The sequence below is a fragment of the Streptomyces sp. NPDC050161 genome, from assembly GCF_044460025.1.
Taxonomy (GTDB): domain Bacteria; phylum Actinomycetota; class Actinomycetes; order Streptomycetales; family Streptomycetaceae; genus Streptomyces.
The window spans coordinates 1-14,765 of record NZ_JBITJM010000048.1; the positions used below are offsets into that span (position 1 = coordinate 1).

At 71.3% G+C, this 14,765-nt stretch carries 14 protein-coding genes; 9 read left to right on the top strand and 5 right to left on the bottom strand.

The window, feature by feature from the left end:
• Nucleotides 1-94 precede the first annotated feature (94 nt).
• Complete coding sequence (locus ACIBK8_RS35530; RefSeq protein ID WP_399046791.1) at nt 95-1,048, bottom strand: biotin--[acetyl-CoA-carboxylase] ligase; 954 nt, start codon at nt 1,046-1,048, stop codon at nt 95-97.
• Between the two features lie 131 nt (nt 1,049-1,179).
• On the opposite strand from ACIBK8_RS35530, the gene ACIBK8_RS35535 reads away from it, so the two are divergent.
• From ACIBK8_RS35535 to ACIBK8_RS35560, 6 genes are all read left to right on the top strand, one after another.
• A complete protein-coding gene (locus tag ACIBK8_RS35535; protein WP_399046793.1) occupies nt 1,180-2,769 on the top strand; it encodes an acyl-CoA carboxylase subunit beta in 1,590 nt (529 codons plus the stop codon).
• A gap of 11 nt (nt 2,770-2,780) precedes the next feature.
• Nucleotides 2,781-2,993 (top strand): acyl-CoA carboxylase epsilon subunit, encoded by a 213-nt coding sequence (locus ACIBK8_RS35540; protein WP_399046795.1) that lies wholly within the window; start codon nt 2,781-2,783, stop codon nt 2,991-2,993.
• 174 nt (nt 2,994-3,167) lie between these two features.
• Nucleotides 3,168-3,296, top strand: a complete 129-nt coding sequence (gene mmpB, locus ACIBK8_RS35545; RefSeq protein WP_399046797.1) for a morphogenic membrane protein MmpB — start codon at nt 3,168-3,170, stop codon at nt 3,294-3,296.
• 184 nt (nt 3,297-3,480) lie between these two features.
• Nucleotides 3,481-4,965, top strand: a complete 1,485-nt coding sequence (locus ACIBK8_RS35550; protein ID WP_399046799.1) for a peptidoglycan D,D-transpeptidase FtsI family protein — start codon at nt 3,481-3,483, stop codon at nt 4,963-4,965.
• A gap of 73 nt (nt 4,966-5,038) precedes the next feature.
• Complete coding sequence (locus tag ACIBK8_RS35555) at nt 5,039-5,650, top strand: nucleoside triphosphate pyrophosphatase (RefSeq protein WP_399046801.1); 612 nt, start codon at nt 5,039-5,041, stop codon at nt 5,648-5,650.
• Nucleotides 5,651-5,726: 76 nt separating this feature from the next.
• Entirely contained in the window at nt 5,727-6,554 is an 828-nt protein-coding gene (locus tag ACIBK8_RS35560) for an MOSC domain-containing protein (RefSeq protein WP_399046803.1), read from the top strand.
• Between the two features lie 24 nt (nt 6,555-6,578).
• Here the strand turns inward: ACIBK8_RS35560 and ACIBK8_RS35565 are convergent, their stop codons facing one another.
• Complete coding sequence (locus ACIBK8_RS35565; RefSeq protein WP_399046805.1) at nt 6,579-7,010, bottom strand: hypothetical protein; 432 nt, start codon at nt 7,008-7,010, stop codon at nt 6,579-6,581.
• Between the two features lie 482 nt (nt 7,011-7,492).
• Here ACIBK8_RS35565 and ACIBK8_RS35570 point away from each other — a divergent pair, with 482 nt between their 5' ends.
• Entirely contained in the window at nt 7,493-9,262 is a 1,770-nt protein-coding gene (locus tag ACIBK8_RS35570) for an acetyl/propionyl/methylcrotonyl-CoA carboxylase subunit alpha (protein WP_399046806.1), read from the top strand.
• A gap of 65 nt (nt 9,263-9,327) precedes the next feature.
• Here ACIBK8_RS35570 and ACIBK8_RS35575 read toward each other — a convergent pair whose 3' ends face one another.
• Entirely contained in the window at nt 9,328-10,512 is a 1,185-nt protein-coding gene (locus ACIBK8_RS35575; RefSeq protein ID WP_399046808.1) for an alpha/beta hydrolase, read from the bottom strand.
• Nucleotides 10,513-10,825: 313 nt separating this feature from the next.
• Here ACIBK8_RS35575 and ACIBK8_RS35580 point away from each other — a divergent pair, with 313 nt between their 5' ends.
• Nucleotides 10,826-11,449 (top strand): TetR/AcrR family transcriptional regulator, encoded by a 624-nt coding sequence (locus tag ACIBK8_RS35580; protein ID WP_399046810.1) that lies wholly within the window; start codon nt 10,826-10,828, stop codon nt 11,447-11,449.
• 66 nt (nt 11,450-11,515) lie between these two features.
• Here ACIBK8_RS35580 and ACIBK8_RS35585 read toward each other — a convergent pair whose 3' ends face one another.
• Together ACIBK8_RS35585 and ACIBK8_RS35590 are read right to left on the bottom strand one after the other, a co-directional pair.
• Nucleotides 11,516-12,496, bottom strand: coding sequence for a DeoR/GlpR family DNA-binding transcription regulator (locus ACIBK8_RS35585; RefSeq protein WP_399046812.1), 981 nt, complete (start codon nt 12,494-12,496; stop codon nt 11,516-11,518).
• Nucleotides 12,497-12,685: 189 nt separating this feature from the next.
• The gene (locus tag ACIBK8_RS35590) at nt 12,686-14,131 is read right to left on the bottom strand and encodes an NAD(P)H-quinone dehydrogenase (RefSeq protein ID WP_399046814.1); all 1,446 of its coding nucleotides are present in this window, start codon (nt 14,129-14,131) and stop codon (nt 12,686-12,688) included.
• A 111-nt stretch (nt 14,132-14,242) separates the two neighbouring features.
• Between ACIBK8_RS35590 and ACIBK8_RS35595 the strand changes: the two genes are divergently transcribed.
• Entirely contained in the window at nt 14,243-14,680 is a 438-nt protein-coding gene (locus ACIBK8_RS35595) for a gamma-glutamylcyclotransferase (RefSeq protein ID WP_399046815.1), read from the top strand.
• Nucleotides 14,681-14,765 lie beyond the last annotated feature (85 nt).

Consider the following 14,765-nt stretch of genomic DNA (forward strand, 5'->3'; position numbering starts at 1 on the left):
CCCTGCCCTCGTCCTTCGGGCCTCGTGGGCGTGTGCGGGACGGTGGGCGCTCTCTGCCCTCGCCCTTCGGGCATCGCGGGGAACTGCCCGAGGGCTACGTCCTTCGGTTTTCCGTGTCCGTCCCTGAGGGGCGTAGGTGGATGATGTCGCCGGCGGCCACCGGCTGCTGGATGCCTTCGGGGGTGGCCAGGATCAGGCAGCCGTCTCCGTCGATGGCCACCGCTTCGCCGGTGAGCGCGGTGTCGCCGGGGAGTTCGGCGCGGACCTCGCGGCCCAGGGTGGCGCAGCCTGCCGCGTACGTCTCCTGGAGGCGGCAGGCGACCGGGTCGCCGTCGGCCGCCTGCCAGGCGCCGTACCAGTCCTCCAGGGAGCGCAGGACGGCCCGCAGGATGGGGTCGCGGTCGGTTCCCTTGGCGCCTGCCAGGGTCAGGGATCCTGCGGTGGGGACGGGCAGTTCGTCGGCGCGCAGCGAGACGTTGAGGCCGATGCCGATGACGACGCCTTCGCCGGCTCGCTCGGCGAGGATGCCGCCGGCCTTGCGTTCCGCGCCGTCCACGGTCAGGAGCAGGTCGTTGGGCCACTTGAGTGCGGTGTCCACGCCGGCGGTACGGGAGAGGGCGGCGGCGGTGGCGACGCCGGCCAGCAGTGGCAGCCAGCCCCAGCGGGCCGGTGGGACGCGCGGGGTGAGGTAGAGGGAGAAGAAGAGGCCGGAGCGGGGCGGCGCCGACCAGCGGCGGTCCAGGCGTCCGCGGGCTGCGGACTGTTCCTCGGCGACGAGTACGGCGCCTTCCGGAGCGCCTTCGGCGGCCCGTGCGGCGAGGTCGCTGTTGGTGGAGCCGGTGGCGGTGACCACGTCGAGCGAGGTCCACAGGGATCCGGGACGCAGCAGGGCCCTGCGGAGCGCCTGGGCGTTCAGCGGGGGGCGTTCCAGGTCGGTCCACCGGCCGGCCGCGGGACCTTCCGAGTCCTGGCCCGGAGTTCCGGGGCCGTCCGCGGGCTTCGCGGAGTGGCGGTCTTTGTCCGGGTTTTCCGGTGGTTGAGGGGTCATGACACCAGCCTAGGTGTGGTCAACGACGCAGTGCCGCAGAGCAGTCCCGCCGATACGCTACGAACCGGTAGCCCACCCCGTACCAGCCTCAGTACGAGCACCAGTCCAGGACGAGCAGGAGCCGCATCCCGATGTCCGAGCCGGAAGCACACATCCACACCACCGCGGGCAAACTGGCGGATCTGCAGCGGCGGATCGACGAAGCCACCCATGCCGGTTCGGCACGCGCCGTGGAAAAGCAGCACGCGAAGGGCAAGTTGACCGCGCGTGAGCGCATCGACCTGCTGCTCGACGAGGGCTCGTTCGTCGAGCTCGACGAGTTCGCGCGTCATCGGTCGACGAATTTCGGCATCGAGAAGAACCGGCCGTACGGCGACGGTGTCGTGACCGGATACGGCACCGTCGACGGCCGGCCGATCTGTGTCTATTCCCAGGACTTCACCATCTTCGGCGGTTCGCTGGGCGAGGTCTACGGCGAGAAGATCGTCAAGGTGATGGACTTCGCGCTGAAGAACGGCTGCCCGGTCGTCGGCATCAACGACGGCGGCGGGGCGCGGATCCAGGAAGGTGTCGCCGCCCTCGGGCTGTTCGCGGAGATCTTCCGGCGCAATGTGCACGCGTCGGGTGTGGTGCCGCAGATCTCGCTGATCGTCGGGCCGTGCGCGGGCGGTGCGGTGTACTCGCCCGCGATCACCGACTTCACGGTGATGGTCGACCAGACCTCGCACATGTTCATCACCGGGCCCGACGTCATCAAGACCGTCACCGGTGAGGACGTGGGCTTCGAGGAGCTGGGCGGCGCCCGGACGCACAACACCACGTCGGGTGTGGCGCACCACATGGCGGGCGACGAGAAGGACGCCATCGAGTACGTCAAGGCGCTGCTGTCCTACCTGCCGTCCAACAACCTCTCCGAGCCGCCGGCCTTCCCCGAGGAGGCCGACCTGGAGACCTCGGACTTCGACCGCGAGCTGGACACGCTGATCCCGGACTCGGCGAACCAGCCCTACGACATGCACACCGCGATCGAGCACGTCCTGGACGACAACGAATTCCTGGAGACGCAGGCCCTGTTCGCGCCGAACATCCTGACCGGTTTCGGCCGGGTCGAGGGGCATTCGGTGGGTGTCGTCGCCAACCAGCCGATGCAGTACGCCGGCTGCCTGGACATCAAGGCGAGCGAGAAGGCCGCGCGGTTCGTGCGCACCTGCGACGCGTACAACATCCCGGTGCTGACGTTCGTGGACGTGCCCGGCTTCCTGCCCGGCACGGACCAGGAGTACGACGGGATCATCCGCCGCGGCGCCAAGCTGATCTTCGCGTACGCGGAGGCGACGGTGCCGCTGATCACGGTGATCACCCGGAAGGCGTTCGGCGGCGCGTACGACGTCATGGGCTCCAAGCACCTGGGCGCCGACCTCAACCTCGCCTGGCCGACCGCCCAGATCGCCGTCATGGGCGCGCAGGGCGCGGTCAACATCCTGCACCGCCGCACGCTCGCCGCGATCGAGGAGCCGGCGGCCCTGGAGGACCGGCGCCAGGAGCTGATCCAGGAGTACGAGGACACCCTGCTGAACCCGTACGTCGCTGCCGAGCGCGGCTACGTCGACGCGGTGATCATGCCGTCGGAGACCCGCAGGCACATCGTCCGCGGGCTGCGCACGCTGCGGAACAAGCGTGAGGCGCTGCCGCCGAAGAAGCACGGCAACATTCCGCTCTAGGAGGTCGGTCGATGTTCAAGGTCGTACGGGGCAACCCCACACCCGAGGAACTGGCCGCCGCGCTCGCGGTGGTGCAGGCCACGGCGGCTGCCACCGCCGCCGGGACGGCACCCGACGAGGGCTGCACGGGCACCGAGTGGTCCGATCCGGCGTCCACGATTCCGTCCCGCCGGCTGCCGCATCCGGGCCCGCGGTCCTGGCGCACCAGCTACTGGCCGCGCTGAGGCACCCGGGACGGGCCCGCACCGGCCCCGCGCTCACGGAGTGTGACGCGTATCGCAGCCGGGGAGTTTCCGCCGGTCAGATGGGTGCATAGTGCACCGGATGGTTCCGCGCGCGACGGCGCCTGAGTACGCGTACTCAGGCGCCGTCGCCGCGACAGGCGCAGGATCGATGACATGCTGTGGTCAGATCCGCCCGACGAGCCTCCCGAGGAGCTGCGCGACGCGCAGGCACAGCTCCGTCGGCTGGGCATCGTGGTGGCCACCGCGGCAGTGGTGCTGATGTTCCTCGTCGTAGGACGGTGACGCTCCGGGGTCGCCCCCCGCCCTCCCGTCCTGAACCGCCGTACGGCGGTGGGCGGTACACCTCACATTCCCCGCGGACCTGCAACCGCATCACCCGCAATCGCCTCTTTCTCTCTTGAGCAGACAATTCGGCGGGTGGCACCGGGGGGCGCGCCGCCTACGGGCGCAACGGAGTGGGAGATCGATGAACCGGCCGCTGAGGCACATAGCCGTCTTCTGCGGGGTGCTCGTCCTCGCCCTGCTCGCCCGCGCGACCTGGGTCCAGTTCGTGCAGGCCGATTCCCTGGCGAAGGACGACAACAACCGGCGGGTCAAGATCGAGGCGTTCTCCTACCCGCGCGGCAACATCATCGTCGGCGGCAAGCCGATCACCGGATCCGTGGAGACCGGGGGCGACTTCAAGTACAAGGTGACCTTCAAGGACGGTCCGATGTACGCGCCGATCACCGGCTACGCCTCGCAGGCCCAGAGCTCCACCTTCCTGGAGGGCGTCTACCAGGACGTGCTCAACGGCAAGGACGACCGGTTCTTCCTGCGCCGCGCCCAGGACATGCTGACCGGCAAGAAGCCGCGCGGCGGCGACGTCATCACGACGATCAACGAGAAGGCCCAGAAGGCCGCCTACAAGGGGCTGACCGACCTGCACGCCCGCGGCGCCGTGGTCGCCATCGACCCGCGCAGCGGCAAGATCCTCGCGATGGCCAGCACCCCGTCGTACGACCCGTCCGACTTCTCCGGCATCTCGCTGGCCGAGGGCAAGAAGTTCGTGGCGCTCGACCACGACAAGGACAAGCCGATGAGCAACCGCGCGCTGCGCGAGATCTACCCGCCCGGCTCGACCTTCAAGATCCTCACCGCAGCCGCCGCCCTGGAGCACGGCGCGGTCACCGACATCAACGCCCCCTCGGGCGCCCCCGCCCCGTACACCCTCCCCCAGACGCACACCTCGGTCGGCAACGACGTCCCCAACTCCCTCTGCGACAAGGTCTCCATGAAGACCGGCATGCAGTGGTCGTGCAACAACGTCTTCCTGGACGCCGCCCACAAGCTGGGCACCGACAAGATGCGCGAGACGGCGGAGAAGTTCGGCTTCAACAAGGAGTTCTTCACGCCCGTACGGTCCGCGGCCAGCGGCTACCCCCAGAAGCTCGACCAGCCGCAGACCGCGCTCACCGGCATGGGCCAGGGCAGCCTGACCAGCACCCCGCTCCAGATGGCGGTGATCACCGCGGGCCTCGCCAACAACGGCAAGGTCATGAAGCCGTTCATGGTCGACGAGCTGCGCGGCCCCGACCTGTCCACCATCGAGAAGTTCGACCCGGTGCCGCTGCACCCGAAGGACCCACAGGCCGTCTCCGTGGAGACCGCGAAGAAGGTGCAGGAGATGATGGAGTACACCGCATCGGACGGCACCGCGAAGAAGGCGCAGATCGACGGCGTGACCGTCGGCGGCAAGACCGGCACCGCCCAGCACGGCGCCGATGTCGGCGACGAGCGCCCGTACGCCTGGTTCGTCTCCTACGCCAAGCAGAGCGACGGCTCGTCCCCGGTGGCCGTCGCGGTCTTCGTCGACCCCAAGGACATGAACATCCCGCGCTCGGAGATCGCCGGTGGCAAGCTGGGCGGCCCGATCGCCAAGTCCGTCATGGAAGCGGTGCTGAAGAAGTAGCAGGTGCGGCGGGCGGGCCCGAGTTGTCCACAGGCGTGCCCGCCCGTCCGTCCGGCTCCGTACGATGGCGGGCATGACCGAAGCACCGCAGTCCCGCCGTCTCGTCCTCGCCTCCCAGTCCCCCGCCCGCCTGGCCCTGCTGCGGCAGGCAGGTCTGGCGCCCGAGGTGATCGTCAGCGGCGTCGACGAGGACGCGCTCACCGCCGCCACCCCTGGCGATCTCGCGCGGGTCCTGGCGGAGGCGAAGGCGGCGGCCGTCGCCGCCCGCCCGGAGGCGGACGGCGCGCTGGTCGTCGGCTGCGACTCGGTACTCGAACTGGACGGCCGGGCGCTCGGCAAGCCGGCCGACGCCGAGGACGCCACCGCCCGCTGGAAGTCCATGCGCGGCCGTTCCGGCATCCTGCGCACCGGGCACTGCGTCATCGACACCGCGGACGGCCGCCAGGTCTCCGCCACCGCCTCGACCACGGTCCGCTTCGGCGAGCCCAGCGACGCCGAGATCGCCGCGTACGTCGAGAGCGGCGAACCCCTCTTCGTCGCCGGGGCGTTCACCCTCGACGGCCGCTCCGCCCCCTTCATCGACGGCATCGACGGCGACCCCGGCAACGTCATCGGCCTGTCCCTGCCGCTGCTCCGCCGCCTGCTGGCCGACCTGGGATGCGCGATCACCGACCTGTGGACCTGAGCCGCACCCGGGGCGCCCGGCCACCCGAACTCCCCATCCGCACACCGAGATCGACATGGCGGCATATGCTGCCGCCATGGCCAGAGTCGTCGATCTGATCACCTACCCCGTCAAGGGATGCGCCGGAGTCCCGTCGGCGGGCGCCGACCTCACACCGGCCGGCCTCGCCCACGACCGCAGCTTCCTCGTCGTCCGGGACGACGGCGTCTTCCGGAGCCAGCGCACGGACCCGGTCCTGGCGACCGTCCACCCCGAGGTGAGCCCTGACGGCCGCCAACTCACCCTGCGCGCACCGGACATCGAGCCGCTGCACATCGGCGTGGACCGCACCGGCGCGCCCACCGGCGTCGAGATGTTCGGCACGCCCTACCGCGCGATCGACCAGGGCGGCACCGTGGCCGACTGGCTGTCCGAGGTCATCGGCTCCCGCAGCCGGCTGGTCCGCGTACCGCCCGACCACGACCGGGTCACCGACGGCCTGCACCCCGGCACGTCCGGCTTCGCCGACAGCAGCGCCGTCCACCTCATCTCCCGCGCCACCCTCGACGCGCTCAACGCCCGCATCACCGCCGCGGGCGGCACGCCGGTGCCGATGGACCGGTTCCGCCCGAACATCGTCGTGGACGGCTGGGACGAGCCGCACACCGAGGACCTCGCCCACCGGATCACCATCGGCGACACGGAACTGGGGTTCACCAAGCACGCCGTCCGCTGCGCCGTCACCCTCATCGACCAGCGCACCGGCACCCGCGCCGGCCCCGACCCGCTGCGCACCCTCGCGACCTACCGGCGCACCCCCAAGGGCGGCGTCATCCTGGGCTCCAAGTACTCGGTCCTGCGCCCGGGTCGCCTCACCTTGGGCACCGCCTGCACGGTGACCGCCGCCGTCGCACCCGCCACCTGACACCCGCCGCCGGGCCCGGCCGGCTCACGGTTCGACGGTGCCGGCCGCCGGCCGCCCCTCCCCGTACGCCACCAGCGCCAGTACGACCAGCCCCAGCACCACCATCATCGCGAGGAAGGCCACCCAGCCGACCAGCCCCACGGCGAACGCCCCCACCACCGCGTGCACCACGGCGCAGCTGATCAGCACGATGCGTCCGAACCCGCCCGGCGCCCGGTCGCGCACCCCGGTACGCACCAGCACCCCGGCGCAGAAGAGCAGATACAGGCCGAAGACCACGCCGCCCGCCCAGGCGCCGGCCGTCATCGCGCCGGGATCGAGCCCCGCCAGGGACATCCGCTGCCGGTCGACCACGATGCTCAGAATCCAGTTCAGCAGCACGATCCCGAACGCCTCCAGGACCAGCACCACCGCCGCCACCAGGACCACCGGTCTGCGCGCCGCCACCCCGCCCACCCACTTCCGCCGTCGCCGAGCACACTGTTGCCGAGAACACACCGCTGCCGAACACGCCGTCGCCGGTCACGGAGACCCGACGAGACCCGTTACCGCGAGTACAGAAGACATCGCGCACGCTACTAATCGGTAATAGCCGCGGCAAGGGTTCTGCACCAACCCGCCCGCGGCCCCGCCCGTCACCCGCCCGGCCGCCCCGCCACGCGCAAAGTTTCATTCGCCCATTCGTAGGGACTCCACAAAGAATTGACGGTGCGCTGAACATGAACCGGCAGAGACCTAGACCACATCCAGGCGCGAAGCTGAGACCCTGAAACCGGGCCTACCCTGGGATATCGGGGGACTTTACGTCCCCACTGGCACCCGTACCACTCTCCGTGTGGGCAAGGTCACCCCCGGGAACGGGTCGGCACACGGTGTCGCCAGTCCCTAAACTCGCTGCGTTCATTGTGTTGCGGCGTAGCGCCAAGGAAGGACCCAACGTGCGCAAGGTGCTCATCGCCAACCGTGGCGAAATCGCTGTCCGCGTTGCCCGTGCATGCCAGGACGCCGGGATCGGGAGCGTAGCGGTTTACGCGGATCCCGACCGGGACGCTCTGCACGTCCGCGCGGCTGACGAGGCTTACGCCTTGGGCGGTGACACACCTGCCACCAGCTACCTGGACATCGCCAAGGTCCTTGCCGCCGCGGCCGATTCCGGCGCGGACGCCATTCACCCCGGATACGGCTTCCTTTCGGAGAACGCCGAGTTCGCGCAGGCCGTCCTGGACGCGGGCCTGACCTGGATCGGCCCGCCGCCGCAGGCCATCCGCGACCTGGGCGACAAGGTCGCGGCCCGGCACATCGCCCAGCGGGCCGGCGCGCCCCTGGTCGCCGGCACCCCCGACCCGGTCTCCGGCTCGGACGAGGTCGTCGCCTTCGCGAAGGAGCACGGCCTGCCCATCGCGATCAAGGCCGCCTTCGGTGGCGGCGGCCGTGGCCTGAAGGTCGCCCGCACCCTCGAAGAGGTCCCCGAGCTGTACGACTCGGCGGTCCGCGAGGCCGTGGCCGCCTTCGGCCGCGGCGAGTGCTTCGTCGAGCGGTACCTCGACCGCCCCCGGCACGTCGAGACGCAGTGCCTGGCCGACAAGCACGGCAACGTCGTCGTGGTCTCCACCCGCGACTGCTCGCTCCAGCGCCGCCACCAGAAGCTGGTGGAGGAGGCTCCCGCGCCGTTCCTGTCGGACGCGCAGAACGCCGAGCTGTACCGGGCGTCCAAGGCCATCCTCAAGGAAGCCGGCTACGAGGGCGCGGGCACCTGCGAGTTCCTCGTCGGGCAGGACGGCACCATCTCCTTCCTGGAGGTCAACACCCGCCTCCAGGTGGAGCACCCGGTCACCGAAGAGGTCAGCGGCATCGACCTGGTCCGGGAGATGTTCCGGATCGCCGACGGCGAGGAGCTCGGCTACGACGACCCCGCCGGGCGCGGCCACTCCTTCGAGTTCCGCATCAACGGCGAGGACCCCGGCCGCGGCTTCCTGCCCGCGCCCGGCACCGTCACCCGCTTCGACGGCCCCGCGGGCCCGGGTGTGCGTCTCGATGCGGGTGTGGAGTCCGGCAGCGTCATCGGCCCCGCCTGGGACTCCCTGCTGGCCAAGCTGATCGTCACCGGCGCCACCCGGCAGGAGGCGCTCCAGCGTGCGGCCCGCGCGCTGGGCGAGTTCACCGTCGAGGGCATGGCCACCGCCATTCCCTTCCACCGCACGGTGGTCAAGGACCCGGCGTTCGCCCCCGAACTCACCGGCTCCGACGAGCCGTTCACGGTGCACACGCGGTGGATCGAGACGGAGTTCGTCAACGACATCCCGGCGTTCACCGCGACCGGCACCGACGAGGCCGAGGCCGACACCCGCGAGACCGTCGTCGTCGAGGTCGGCGGCAAGCGCCTGGAGGTGTCGCTGCCGTCCTCGCTCGGGATGCCGCTGGCCCGCGCGGCCGTCGCGGGCGGCGCCAAGCCCAAGCGCAAGGCCGCCAAGAAGTCCGGCTCCGCCGCCTCCGGTGACGCGCTGGCGTCCCCGATGCAGGGCACCATCGTCAAGATCGCTGTCGAGGAGGGCCAGACCGTCGCCGAGGGCGACCTCGTCGTCGTCCTCGAAGCGATGAAGATGGAACAGCCCCTCAACGCCCACCGCGCCGGCACCATCAAGGGCCTGACCGCCGAGGTCGGCGCCGCCCTCACCTCCGGCGCCGTCATCTGCGAGATCAAGGACTGACACCGCGCAGCCCCTCGGGAGGGCCCCGGCACACCGCGTGCCGGGGCCCTCCCGCGTACGGCCCCCTACGACTCCCCCACCACGTCCTCGGGGAACGTCAGCCGGCCGCTCATCCACCGCAGCGCGGCGGGCAGTTCGCGCCGCCAGGTGGCGAAGTTGTGGCTGCCGTGGGGAAGGACGACGGAGTCGGCCTGCATCGGCGGGCGGACCGCGGACAGGAACTCCTTCGCCGCCGGGTAGTTCTTCTCGCCGGAGCGGCTGGTGCCGATCAGGACGGACACCTGCGGCACGGGCAGATGCCGCAGCCGCCAGACCAGATCGTGCTCCTGGCGCCTGCGCACCCGGTCCTTGCCGCCGCCGAACAGGTCGCCTGTAGTGGGGTCGTTGGTGACCTTGTAGTCGGGCGACAGGGCGGCGGCCGACGGGTACGTACGGGGGTGGCGCAGCGCGAGCTGGAGGGCGCAGCTGCCGCCCGACGAGTAGCCGAGCACGCCCCAGGCGTCCGGGTCGTGGCCGACGCGGTAGTGCGCCTTCAGGGCGTCCGGCACGTCATCGGCGAAGAACGTCTCGGCCTGCGGCCCGCCCGGGACGTCCACGCACTGGGTGTCGCGCGGCGGCGCGACGGTGGGCCGCAGCATCACGATGACGGTCGGCTGTATCCGTCCCGCGCGGATCAGCCCGCCCGCGGTCTGCGGCAGCCGCAGGTGCTGGCCCAGCAGGTAGACGCCGCCCGGGTAGCCGCTGAGCGCCACGACGACGGGGAACCGCTGGCGGGCGTAGGCGGCCTGGAAGTACTGCGGCGGCAGGTAGACGTACGCCGGGTTCACGACCCGGGTCCGCTTGCCGACGATCCGTACGGACTCGACCCTGCCGTGCGTCGCGGGCGGCCCCTTCGGCAGTCCGTGCACCTTGTCCAGGCCCTCCGGGCCCGCCGTCTGCACCAGGCCCTTCGACGGGTCGCCGGCCGGCCCCGCCTCGCCGCTCCCGCCCCACTTGCCGACCGCGGCGGGGGCGTCGTCGTACAGGCCGAGCAGTTCGTGCCAGGAGCCGTAGAACTGGAAGTTGGCGTTGACGGCGAGGCCGAGTGCGGCGACGAGGGCGAGCTGGGTGGCGGCGATCGACACCAGCCGGCCCAGCAGCGCCAGTGGCCTGCGCCCGGCGAACCGCGGCCACAGCCAGAAGCTCAGCCCGACACAGACCACGGCCGCCGCGACGGCGGCGTACAACAGCGATCGGCTGGTCAGCCCCATGACGTCTTCCTCAGATGTCCCGTGTCCGTGGCCGTCCGGGTGCGGACGTGCCACGGCCTGTGCCTGCGGTCCCCGGGCCTGGCAACCTGCGCGGCTTCGGCCCGGAAGACCTCTTTGCGCCAGGTTTGATGGCTCTTGGCACGGCGGCGTTGCGGCCCGCCGAGGTGTTCGGCCACCCGCCGCCGGAGCGTCACCGCCGGTTCGGCCCCGGTACGCCGCCCGTCCACCCACCGCCGGCGGGGCGGCCATTCCCCGGGGCAGTGGCATCCTGGAGCCACCGGGCCGGGACCGGCCGGGGTGAGGAAGGACGGCGATGGCGACCGAGACGGCAGGGCGGCGGACCGCGGGACAGGGCGCGGCGGGGGCGGTGCGCCCGATGCGGGCCGATGCGCGGCGCAACTACGAGCGGCTGCTGGCCGAGGCGCGTACCGCCTTCATCGAGCACGGCACGGACACCTCGCTTGAGGACATCGCCCGCCGCGCCGGTGTCGGCATCGGCACCCTGTACCGGCACTTCCCGCACCGTACGTCGCTGATGGGCGCGGTGTTCCAGAGCGAGGTGGACGCGCTGCTCGCGCACGCCAGGGAGCTGGCCGACGCACCGCAGCCGTGTCATGCGCTGGTCGAATGGCTGCGCGCGATCATCGACCACGCCAGCACCTACCGCGGCCTGTCCCGCGCGCTGATGGCCGCTTCGGCGGACGACAGTTCGGGGATGGCGCGGTGCAGCGTGCCGATGCGCGAGGCGGGCGGCGCGCTGCTGGCCCGAGCGCAGCAGGCCGGAGCGGTGCGCCCGGATGTGAACATCGCGGATCTGATGCAGCTGACCAACGGCATCGCGCTGGCCGTCGAGGAGTCGCCGGACGACCCGAAGCTGGCCGACCGGCTGCTGACTCTCACGCTGAGCGGCCTCAAGGCCGACCGTCAGGAGCCGTAGCGGGACGCTGCCGGGGCGCCGGGACGCAACCGCCCCGGCCCGGCCGTCCCCGGCTCCCGCGGCGGCTCAGCGGCGCCGTGGAGCCAGGTCCGCCACCCGTCCCTGCGCCTCGCCCAGGGACGCGGCCGAGCGCAGTGGCGACGCCGGTCCGCCGCCCTGCGGGTGGTTGCGCCGCTGTCCCGGCAGCGGCACCTCTCTCCGGGTGCTCCTGCGCTCCGCCGCGATGCCGTCGGGGCCCGGGTGCACCACACCCGTTCCGGCGCCCGTGCTGCCGGCGACGGCGATCTGTACGCCCTGGTCGGCGAGGGCCTGCAACTCCGTTGCCGCGCGGTCGTCGTGGGCCGGCGGCTCGTCCGTGACCAGGCGGGTGATCACTTCCGTCGGCACGGTCTGGAACATCGTGTCGGCGCCGATCTTGGTGTGGTCGGCCAGCACCACCACCTCCCCCGCCGCCTGGACGAGCGCCCGGTCGACGCTCGCGGAGAGCATGTTGGACGTGGACAGGCCGCGCTCGGCGGTCAGCCCGCTGCCCGAGAGGAAGGCACGGGACACCCGCAGCCCCTGGAGCGACTGCTCGGCACCGCTGCCGACCAGGGCGTAGTTGGATCCGCGCAGGGTGCCGCCGGTCATCACGACCTCGACGCGGTTGGCATGGGCCAACGCCTGTGCGACGAGCAGGGAGTTGGTGACCACGGTCAGCCCCGGCACCCGAGCGAGCCGCCTGGCCAGCTCCTGGGTGGTGGTCCCGGCGCCGACGACGATGGCCTCGCCTTCTTGGACGAAACCCGCGGCGAGGTCGGCGATGGCCGTCTTCTCCGCGGTCGATAGATGGGATTTCTGCGGCAGCCCGGACTCCCGGGTGAACCCACCCGGCAGGACCGCACCACCGTGCCGGCGGTCGAGGAGTCCTTCTGCCTCCAGCGCGCGTACGTCCCGGCGTACGGTCACTTCTGAGGTCTGGACGACACGGGCGAGCTCCCGGAGCGACACCGCTCCGTTCGCGCGCACCATTTCAAGGATCAATTGGCGACGTTCTGCAGCGAACACGAAACTGACAGTAATGCCAACGACCGTCTGTTTTCAGCAGGTTGCACCAATTAACGGAAATTGTTCACGCCATGGACGTCAAAGTGGTATGGGGCGAGCTTATGCGGAACTGACACCCGCCTCCGCGCACTTGAGGCCGTACGCCGGCGCGGGCCGCCACCCGAAGCAGCCGCCCGCGCACCACCGTCCCTACTCGTTCGCCGACTTACGGGTGTGCAGCTGACGGGCGACCTCGGCGATCGAGCCGGACAGCGAGGGGTACACGGTGAACGCGCTCGCGATCTGCTCGACCGTCAGGTTGTTGTCGACCGCGATCGAGATCGGGTGGATCAGCTCGCTGGCCCGCGGCGAGACCACCACACCGCCGACGACGATGCCGGTGCCCGGCCGGCAGAACAGCTTCACGAAACCGTCCCTGATGCCCTGCATCTTGGCGCGCGGATTGCGCAGCAGCGGCAGCTTCACGACGCGGGCGTCGATCTTGCCGTTGTCGACGTCGGCCTGGGAGTAGCCGACGGTGGCGATCTCGGGGTCGGTGAAGACGTTCGCCGAGACCGTCTTGAGGTTCAGCGGGGTGACCGCGTCGCCCAGGAAGTGGTACATGCCGATCCGGCCCTGCATCGCGGCGACGGATGCCAGCGCGAAGACGCCGGTGCAGTCGCCCGCCGCGTACACACCGGGAGCGGTGGTGCGGGAGACCTTGTCGGTCCAGATGTGGCCGGACTCCTTGAGCTGGACGCCGGCTTCTTCCAGGCCGATGCCCGCGGTGTTGGGGATGGAGCCGACGGCCACCAGGCAGTGCGATCCCGAGATCGTCCGGCCGTCCGCCAGCGTCACCTCGACGCGGTCGCCGACCCGCTTGACCGCGGCGGCGCGCGAGCGGGCCATGACGTTCATCCCGCGGCGCCGGAAGACGTCCTCCAGGACGGCGGCGGCGTCCGGGTCCTCACCCGGCAGCACCCGGTCACGCGAGGAGACCAGGGTGACCCGGGAGCCGAGCGCCTGGTAGGCACCGGCGAACTCGGCGCCGGTGACACCGGATCCGACCACGATCAGCTCTTCGGGCAGCTCGTCCAGGTCGTAGACCTGCGTCCAGTTCAGGATCCGCTCGCCGTCCGGCAGCGCGTCCGGGATCTCGCGGGGGTGCGCGCCGGTGGCGATCAGCACCGCGTCCGCGGTCAGCGTCTCCTCGGAACCGTCGGCAGCGGTCACCGTGACCCGCCGCGAACCGTCCGGCGACTGACCGGGCTCCAGCCGGCCACGCCCCCGCATGACCCGCCCGCCGGCCCGCGTCACCGAAGCGGTGATGTCGTGCGACTGCGCCAGCGCCAGCCGCTTGACCCGTCGGTTCACCTTGCCCAGATCGACGCCGACGACCCGCGCGGGCCGCTCCGGATCCGGCGTGCCGTCCTCGACGATGATGCCGAGTTCCTCGTACGACGAATCGAAGGTCGTCATCACCTCGGCCGTCGCGATCAGAGTCTTCGACGGGACGCAGTCGGTCAGCACCGACGCCCCGCCCAGACCGTCGCAGTCGACGACGGTCACCTCCGCGCCGAGAGAGGCGCCCACCAGGGCCGCCTCGTATCCGCCGGGTCCGCCACCGATGATCACGATCCGAGTCACATACTCCATTGTCCCGCACGCCGCCGCGCGCTTCCCGGCGGGGGGCCGGGCACGGCACATACCCCGGTACGAAGCTCCGCCACCAGGAGCCGGGCCCCACGCTCCCGTACCCTCGGAGCCATGTCGCTCTACGCCGCGTACGCCGGCAACCTCGACGCGCGGCTGATGTCCCGCCGCGCACCGCACTCGCCGCTGCGCGGCACCGGCTGGCTCAACGGCTGGCGGCTCACTTTCGGCGGCGAACAGATGGGCTGGGAAGGCGCGCTGGCGACCATCGTCGAGGCCCCCCGCTCCCAGCTCTTCGTGGCGCTCTACGACATCGCGCCGATGGACGAGGAATCCATGGACCGCTGGGAAGGCGTGGGCCTGGACATCTACCGCCGCATGCGGGTCCGCGTACACACCCTCGACGGCGACGAGGCCGCCTGGATCTACGTACTCAACGGCTACGAAGGCGGCCTCCCCTCAGCCCGCTACCTGGGCGAAATCGCCGACGCCGCCGAATCCGCAGGCGCCCCCCACGACTACGTGATGGAACTCCGCAAGCGCCCCTGCTAGCCCCCCCCCCGAGGCCCGAAGGGCGAGGACAGGGAGCGACCACCGGCGCTCAGCCGCCCACGAGGCCCGAAGGGCGAGGGCAGGA

What these genes read in the sequence shown, in the direction of transcription:
- ACIBK8_RS35530 (WP_399046791.1), bottom strand. Translation starts at nt 1,048, where the DNA reads ATGACCCCTCAACCACCGGAAAACCCGGACAAAGACCGCCACTCCGCG.
- ACIBK8_RS35535 (WP_399046793.1), top strand. Translation starts at nt 1,180, where the DNA reads ATGTCCGAGCCGGAAGCACACATCCACACCACCGCGGGCAAACTGGCG.
- ACIBK8_RS35540 (WP_399046795.1), top strand. Translation starts at nt 2,781, where the DNA reads ATGTTCAAGGTCGTACGGGGCAACCCCACACCCGAGGAACTGGCCGCC.
- mmpB (WP_399046797.1), top strand. Translation starts at nt 3,168, where the DNA reads ATGCTGTGGTCAGATCCGCCCGACGAGCCTCCCGAGGAGCTGCGCGAC.
- ACIBK8_RS35550 (WP_399046799.1), top strand. Translation starts at nt 3,481, where the DNA reads ATGAACCGGCCGCTGAGGCACATAGCCGTCTTCTGCGGGGTGCTCGTC.
- ACIBK8_RS35555 (WP_399046801.1), top strand. Translation starts at nt 5,039, where the DNA reads ATGACCGAAGCACCGCAGTCCCGCCGTCTCGTCCTCGCCTCCCAGTCC.
- ACIBK8_RS35560 (WP_399046803.1), top strand. Translation starts at nt 5,727, where the DNA reads ATGGCCAGAGTCGTCGATCTGATCACCTACCCCGTCAAGGGATGCGCC.
- ACIBK8_RS35575 (WP_399046808.1), bottom strand. Translation starts at nt 10,512, where the DNA reads ATGGGGCTGACCAGCCGATCGCTGTTGTACGCCGCCGTCGCGGCGGCC.
- ACIBK8_RS35580 (WP_399046810.1), top strand. Translation starts at nt 10,826, where the DNA reads ATGGCGACCGAGACGGCAGGGCGGCGGACCGCGGGACAGGGCGCGGCG.
- ACIBK8_RS35590 (WP_399046814.1), bottom strand. Translation starts at nt 14,131, where the DNA reads ATGGAGTATGTGACTCGGATCGTGATCATCGGTGGCGGACCCGGCGGA.
- ACIBK8_RS35595 (WP_399046815.1), top strand. Translation starts at nt 14,243, where the DNA reads ATGTCGCTCTACGCCGCGTACGCCGGCAACCTCGACGCGCGGCTGATG.